Annotated in this window: 5 protein-coding genes and 1 pseudogene; 2 read left to right on the top strand and 4 right to left on the bottom strand. The window is 47.8% G+C overall.

Annotated features, from left to right (window positions below; all coding sequences use genetic code 11):
• Together B3180_RS13775 and B3180_RS13770 are read left to right on the top strand one after the other, a co-directional pair.
• Positions 1-1164: HipA domain-containing protein (locus B3180_RS13775; protein WP_286845075.1), on the top strand; the 1164-nt coding region annotated here is incomplete at its 5' end.
• 207 nt (positions 1165-1371) lie between these two features.
• Positions 1372-3126, top strand: a complete 1755-nt coding sequence (locus tag B3180_RS13770) for a DUF5666 domain-containing protein (protein WP_199494868.1) — start codon at positions 1372-1374, stop codon at positions 3124-3126.
• 2 nt (positions 3127-3128) lie between these two features.
• Here the strand turns inward: B3180_RS13770 and cysQ are convergent, their stop codons facing one another.
• The 4 genes and pseudogenes from cysQ to B3180_RS13750 form a co-directional block, all read right to left on the bottom strand.
• Positions 3129-3878: a 3'(2'),5'-bisphosphate nucleotidase CysQ gene (gene cysQ, locus B3180_RS13765; protein ID WP_278358206.1), complete on the bottom strand. Its 750-nt coding sequence runs from the start codon at positions 3876-3878 to the stop codon at positions 3129-3131.
• 101 nt (positions 3879-3979) lie between these two features.
• Positions 3980-4471 (bottom strand): hypothetical protein, encoded by a 492-nt coding sequence (locus B3180_RS13760; protein ID WP_199494866.1) that lies wholly within the window; start codon positions 4469-4471, stop codon positions 3980-3982.
• Positions 4472-4495: 24 nt separating this feature from the next.
• Positions 4496-6769: a S8 family serine peptidase gene (locus tag B3180_RS13755; RefSeq protein WP_278358207.1), complete on the bottom strand. Its 2274-nt coding sequence runs from the start codon at positions 6767-6769 to the stop codon at positions 4496-4498.
• Between the two features lie 283 nt (positions 6770-7052).
• A pseudogene (locus B3180_RS13750) lies at positions 7053-7891 on the bottom strand (glucose-6-phosphate isomerase); the annotation flags it as partial.

The raw sequence follows: 7891 nt of genomic DNA, 5'->3' as shown, positions 1-7891 counted from the left end.
TCTCATACACCAGCTAGTGTCTATAACTACCTGGATAACTTACTCCCCGAAGGAAAAGCCAGGGAGCTACTTGCACAAAACCTTGGCGTCAGCGAAAAGAATGTCTTTGCTCAGGCTTTAGCTCTGGGTCAGGATGTATCCGGAGCCTTTGCATTCACTAATCAGGAAACTCCTACCCAGCCCATATTCCGTGAAGTTCCACACAGCGAACTCATAGAGCGTCTTGAGCAAAAGGAAGACTTTGGACTGCTGCACTGGGACGACAAACCGCGCTTAAGTGTTGCAGGTGTGCAGGACAAACTTAATGTTTATATCAGTCCTGATGGTCAAATGGGTTTTGGCGACGGTACCTTATCATCAACCCACATTCTTAAGTTTGAAAAAGCAAATTTGCCACATTTAGTGCTAAACGAATTCATTTGCATGCAGCTGGCTACGCTTTCGGGCTTGCCAACCGCAGAAACAGAATTTAAACGCTTTGACAAATTTCCCGCTCTTCTGGTCAAGCGCTTTGACAGGCATTACCACACTAACGCGGAAAAAGTCTTGCGGCGTCATGTTATCGACGGATGCCAGGCACTGGATCTTCCACGCGACTATAAATATGAACGCAATTTTGGTGACAGTCGCGACGTAAAACATATTCGCGATGGCGCCAGCCTCACAGGGCTTTTTAGCTTTTGCCAGGCCTCACCCAGCCCGGCTCAAAATACCATGCAACTTTTGCAATGGCAGCTATTTAATCTGATGATCAGTAACTACGACAGCCACGCTAAAAACGTATCATTTTTCTGGGGTCGCAACAGTTGCAGCTTCACGCCAGGCTACGATTTAGTTAACGTCGCCATGTTCCCCCAGTTTAAACAAGCGCTAGCTATGGCAGTAGGTGATGAGTTTGAGCCTGACCATATACACGCCTACCAGCTTGCAGACTTTGCAGAGAGTTGTGGCTTAAAACGCCCACTGGTGATCGAGTCACTGCGTGAATTATCGGCTAAAGTCCTTCATGTAATCAGCACCCAGGACCTGTCAAAAGAGCTTGAGCAACAAAAGCTTATTTCGGCAGAAGAAAAAGACTATATCGCGCAGCTAATTGAACACATCAAAGCTCGCACATTGCATTTACAGAAGTGTGCCAATAATATCGCCGATGTAACCCTGTAGCCTGGCACTTGTGTCAGGTGAGATATCGTACCTGACGTAAACGTCAGGCTACACAACTAAGGTTAGAATTTTTATAACAAAAACCTAACGTAACAAGCATTCAAAATATTCAAAAATTCCTCTGGCATTGGCTAAAACCATCCGCTAAGGTTGAAGGTACCGACACTGCACTTAGGTGTTTTAGAAACAACAACAAGAGGTACAACCATGCGTTTTAAACAGTCTCTTTTAGTCTTAGCAATATCGGGCGCGCTTACGGCGTGCGGCGGAAGCTCAAGCGACTCTCCCAACGACAATACAAGCGGTGGAGGCAACAATACCGACGACGGCACTGCAACCACTACAACAACGGTAGTTAGTGAGGGTGTGATCACAGGTTTTGGCAGTGTGTATGTCAATGGACAACGGTATCGATCAGAAAATGCTGAAATTGCTGTAGGTAACTCCCCTGCGGCAGATGAAGCCCAGTTAAAAGTGGGTATGGTTGTTACCGTTGCTGCTTCTGCGTCAGACGATGGTGAAGACCCGGACGCGCAGCAAATTCGCTACGAGGAACACCTGCAAGGCCCGGTCTCATTCATTGACCGTGAAGCAGAACAAATTGAAGTGCTGGGCCAGACCATTCTCTTTGATGACCTGACCGAGTTTGATGAAACCGATATCGAGACTTTGTCGGTGGGTGATTTCATTGAAGTCAGCGGCTACATCAACGACGAAGGCAGCTTTTACGCGACGCTTGTTGAGCTGGAAACCGAAGAAACTGAAATTAAGTTAAAAGGCGAAATCGCCAATCTGGATACCGATGCTCAAACCTTTTCTTTAGCGGAGCTGACTATCGACTACTCTGCGGCGGAATATGACGACATGACCGCGGACGACCTGGCCGACGGCCTGTTCGTAAAAGTAGAAGGCGATGATTTCGACGGCGACACTCTAACACTCACAGCCAGCAGTATCGAAAACAAAGAAGAAAACGACATAGATAACGACGCCGAAGAAGTCACCATTGCGGGTATCGTTAAAGATTACGACAGTGAAAGCGGCGTATTTAGCGTTAACCGGTACCAGTTCACCCTTAACGAGGACACCGAGTTTGATGACGGCAGTTTAGACACACTTGCCAATGGCGTTATCGTAAAAGTTGAAGGTCGCTTTGAAAGCGAACAATTAATTGCCGAAGAAATTGAGTTCAAGGCCACTGACGCCCGCAGCAAAACCGAAGGCCAGGTGACTGACCTCAACGCCGACAACGAAACCTTTGTTATTGACAACACCACGTTCAGCGTAACACCTGAAACGCAATACGAAGACGAGTCCGGTTTAGACGAACGCAGCTTTACTTTCGATGACATTGCCGTGAACGACTGGCTAAAAGTCATTTCACGTCAGGACGACCAGGGCACTACCATTGCACTTAAGGTAAAACGCATCGACCAGGAAGACCGCGAAGGTGAAGTCAAAGGTCGTGTATCTGATGTCAGCGCAGAAGGTATGACCATAGCGAACGTTGCTGTCGGATTTAACGAGAACACTGAGTTTGAAGGCGAAGACGACAACATCAGCATTGAACGCTTTATCGAACTGGTTCAAAGCAACCCGGCTGTTATCGTTGAAGTCGAAGGCGAATACGACGGCGACACGCTAATTGCCGCAAAAGTGGAAGTTGAAACCGTAGGTGGCCAAGACGGCGACGATGATGACGACGACAACGATGACAGTACCGGCAAAGCTGAGTTTGAAGGCGAAATAGAGTCAATCGAAGGCGATAGTGTTTTCGTCAATGGCAATGAGCTGCGCTTTAGCCAGGACACGGAGTTTGAACTCAACGACGAAGAGGTTGATTTACAAACTTTCTACGATGCTCTTGAAGTGGGCGTTGTTGTAGAAATAGAAGGCGTCTGGGTCGACCAAAGTTACATCAAGGTAACTGAGGCCGAACTTGAAACCAATGACGAGGAATAACATCAACGCGCAATAAAATGCGGGTTTAGGTAATCCTCTTTTTGGTTATACAGCAGCGGGTCGCCGGTAACAGTTGTTACCTGCCCACCCGCTGCACTCAATACCGCATGAGCTGCTCCGGTATCCCACTCACACGTTGGGCCTAAGCGCGGGTAGATATCCGCTTTACCTTCAGCCACCAGGCAAATTTTCAGTGAACTGCCCATAGGCACTATTTCATAAGGCTTGCCTAACGCATCCAGCCAGTCGATGGTTTCCTGCGAAGGGTGAGAGCGAGAGCCCACAACACGCAAAGTATCCGGCTCTTTCGTTGCTACCGAAACGGCTTTGCCGTTTAAAAAGGCGCCACGGTCACGCTCACCAGTGTACATGGCATCCAGTACCGGAGCGTAAACCACACCCATAATAGGTACACCCTTTTCAATTAAGGCAATGGTTACCGTGAACTCGCCATTGCGCTTAATAAACTCTTTCGTGCCATCTAACGGATCAACCAACCAATAACGACACCAATGCTTACGCTGCTCCCAGCTAATGTCTGACGACTCTTCCGAAATAATCGGGTACTGAGTATCAAGCTTACGCAGGCCATCACAAATCACATTGTGTGCAGCTAAGTCCGCTTTAGTCAGCGGGCTGTCGTCGCCTTTCTTCTTCACATCAAAGTCGTCACTTTGGTAAATGTCCATAATGGCCGCGCCAGCGTCACGGGCTATGCTCTCTATATTACTTTTGACGTTATTAGCTGCCATAAGTGAATCCGTTTAAAAATAATCGAAAATTGTACCTTAAAACACATAAAAAAACCGCACCCAACAAAAGCCGGATGCGGTTTTCATCACTACAACAAAAATTAACGCTTAATAACGTGTAACTCGTTACGAGGTTCAATAACCTCAATACGGGCAGCACGAACTAAGTCGCTTCCACGCAGTTGTTTAACCAGCTCATTCAGGTCAGTACCTTCTGGTGCTTTTAATAAGCCCAGACCAGCACGCGAATCTTCGCTGACAATATCCAGTCCAAATTCTTGTGCAATGGCAGCTAAACCTTGCTCGCCGGCTAACACAGTAATGTTTCCACTAATGGTAGCTACATTACGTGTTACTTCGTTATACACTTCAACACCAGCAGTTAACTTAGGTGCTTTTACATCAGAGCTCTTTTCCATCATGCGGTAAGTTCCGAACGCACGTGCGTCAGATACCGTTGCCGGAAGTTCTGCTTTAGCGACACTTTTCTGGCTGTCATTGGTCAGGCGGTCATCAACAGCCTGATCCTGAGCGACAACAGAGCCTGTCATCAATAAACCGGATGCAGCTAAAGCCATCATTGTTAATTTCATAACTTCTTCTCCTTTGCCTTGTTATTAATGACCAAACAGACGGACATTAACCTGATCAACAAGGCTGTTTTCCGTATTATTCACGTACGTACCACGGTCTTGACCATTCGTATCAACCACACGAACTGTCCAGGTTCCGGCCGAAGATTCGCCTAAAAACGCGTTAGTCAGTAACGGGCTGCTTGGGTGATAAATATGATCTAAATCACCACCTAATGAGCCTATACCAAAGTACGCACCTAACGACGTACGTGAGGTAGCAATTACCGATTTAGTACCAGCAGGAGATGTCACTTCAATAGCAATGTCCGAGCCTGCGGTTGTACCAGAAATGTTACCCATGTACGCATCAGCCATTGCCGTGTTGCGCACGGACAGACCAAACTGCATACCTTCAATGGTCACGTCTTCTTCAACAGTAATTTCAATTGAAGCGCCGTCAGCATTGTTATCTGGAACTGCAACCGGTGTGTCTAATACGGTTTCTAACCATTCAGTTTCAACTAACTCTGGTAATTCGACCGAATCAGCCATCGCAAGTTCAACTGCGGCACCTGCGTTAGGGCGACCAAAACCGTATAAGTTGTTAAAGCTGAAGCCAGCTGCGTTCTCAACCCAACCGTGGTGCGCAACGAAAGTACCGTCGCCAACAGTCAGTTCAATTGGTGCATCATCGGCATCAACCTGAGTCGCAGTTGCAGCCAGAATGTGACGAATTTCGCGCCAGCTTAATTCTGGGTTAGCTTCTGCAATCAAGTTAACCACACCAGAGGTGTTCGGTGCAGCAGACGAGGTACCGTTAAAGGTATTGGTATAGTTACAGCTTAAGTTGCTGTCGTTGTACTCACCCATTGGGTTATTGAACGGGTAAACACGTTCGTGGAAATTATCAATACCCAGACTCGCAAGGAATGAACCGTTAGTCGCCATGAAGTTATCGTAAGCAGGCCAACCGGCATAACCACGAGTACAAGTTGTCTGGTCGGTGGTTACCATTGCAGGCTCTGTGTCACCATATTCACCGGCTGGTGCCGAAACGAACAAGTTAGAGCCAGCTGTTGAATAACTGGTGTGGTTACCGTCTGAGTTTACTGCACCAATTGAAAGAGTATAGAAACTCGCATTGCTTGAGTCCCAGTTACCGTCAAAACAACTGAATACACGGCTTGCACCTTCAACTATGCCTGCTTGCTGTGCGTTACACATTTGTGAAGCTTCAGGCCAGTTGCCAGAGCTGACAAATGAGTTACCGGCTGACTTAATGTTCAGTGCGCCCAGACCATGACGTAATTCTTTGGTCGGGTAACTAACAATCGTTTCGTCAATTTCATCAGTCGCAAAAATAACAGGGGCCGTTGAACCGTAACTACGGTTAAAAGTCACAACGTTATCGTTTACGCCAATACCAGAGCCCGCCATACCGTGAGCCATCATCATGTTGCGATCGGTCTGGGTATTTGAGCCACCTAAATAGTTCATACCAATCAGGCTTGCGTTAGGAGAAACACCGCGCCCACCTAAACCGTTCCAGCCTTTAGCTGCAATCAAACCTGAAACTGACGTTCCGTGGTCGCCGCCGTCGCCTAATACGGTTGGGTCAGTGCGGTCTCTCGCCCCATCAATAAAGTTAATTGAACGACCTGGTAGTACGTTCATTTGTAAATCTTCATGGTCAACAGCTAAACCTTGGTCAACCACGACAGAAATAGAACCTTCACCGGTAATACCGTGTTGGTATGCACCAGCAACATTTAAGTCTTCACCCGGAACCAGAATGCTTTCGTCAAAAAAGTAAACCGCTTCCGCTTGCTCTTCAGTCCAGCCCTGAGCAATGCGCAGTTCACGCCATGCTTCAAACACTGAGTCAGCCATGGCAAAACCCGTTTGGCCGGTGTTGCGCAAGTGCCACTGTTGGTCAGCCAGTGGGTCACCTTTTACATTTTCAACAGTGACCTGTGTTGAACTCGTTAACTCACCGTCGCTCACGTCAATGTTAATAACAGCCGCTTCTGCACGAACAGGAGTGTAAACAAAGCTGCCATCGCTGTTAATTTCAACAGAACCCGGAGGGGTGTCCTCGCCTTCAGGCGTTTGCACACTGGCAGAGTATGTTACTTCATCACCGTTTGGATCAGTTGCCGTTACTTGTCCCTGAACTGGCATCCACTGCATGCCTTCAGCGGCAACTTCAGCTGATGACACTGTCGGCGCGTAGTTGTCATCACTACCGCCACAGGCCGCAAGACCCATTACAACAGCAACCGACAATGCCGCTAATTTGAATTGTTGTTTTGGCATTTTTACCTCTTAATTGTGTTTCCCTGAATAGGAACAACACTATAGCGCCAGTGTTAAGATTATGTAAACCCAAAGTGTAACAATTTGTTAACAGGGAGAAGGGAGGGAAAGGTACAGCCTGACGTTATTACGCCAGAAAAAGTCCTGTAGCCTGACGTTATTTACGTCAGGTGAGATGTCGAAACTGTCACCAAAGTAAATTATTTATGTTTGGGTTGTTATCGGAGAGATCGCACCTGATGCAATAGCATCAGGCTACGTGCTGTCACATCAGGCTACGTCATTACATCGTCATCCGTTTTATAACGGCATCAGTACTTTCATCAAAGGACTCATCGCTGTCGCCGTCCAGAACTTTCAGCACATCCATTGCTATTTTCTTGCCTTTCTCAACACCCGGCTGGTCGAAGCTGTTTAAGCCCCAAATAACGCCCTGAGTAAAAACTTTGTGCTCATAAGCGGCTATCAACGCACCGAAGCTTTCGGGGGTCAGTTCATCCATTATCAGTAAGTTCGATGGGTGTCCGCCGGGGTAGTTATCACGCGGTGACTCGGCGTTCTGACTGCCTTCCCACATCAGGCGTCGGTGCGCTAAACAATTAGCAACAGCCAAACGCTGCTGCGACGCCAGGCCTTCCTGAACTACTGGCTCGAACCCTGGGGCTGCGCGTTTTAAGACCGCCACAAAGTCTGCGGCAAACTCGTCATAGCCCTGGTGCAAATGCTGGAAAAAAGCATGTTGCCCGTTAGGCCCAAAACCGCCCCAAATGATAGGGCCGGTTGGGTAGTCGATAGCTTTATTATCTGCGGTTGCCTGTTTACCATTACTTTCCATGTCTAGCTGCTGCAAATAGTTCGGTAACATACGCAAGCGACCGTCGTACGGTAGAATAGCCAGATTATTAATGCCTAACTCTTCACGGTTATACGCTCCGTAAAGCGCTAATAATATGGGCAAGTTGTCTTCTTCTGGCGCCGTAAAGAAATGCTCATCCATGGCTTTGGCGCCTTCCAGCATACGTTCAAAGGCACGAACGCCGGTGGTTAAAGCAATGCTCAAGCCAATAGCCGACCATAACGAAAAGCGGCCGCCCACCCCTTCACCAAAGGTAAACTGCTGCG

Source organism: Idiomarina sp. UBA4206, assembly GCF_002383015.1.
GTDB classification, from domain to species: Bacteria; Pseudomonadota; Gammaproteobacteria; order Enterobacterales; family Alteromonadaceae; genus Idiomarina; species Idiomarina abyssalis.
This window is presented reverse-complemented; position numbering and strand designations above follow the sequence as displayed.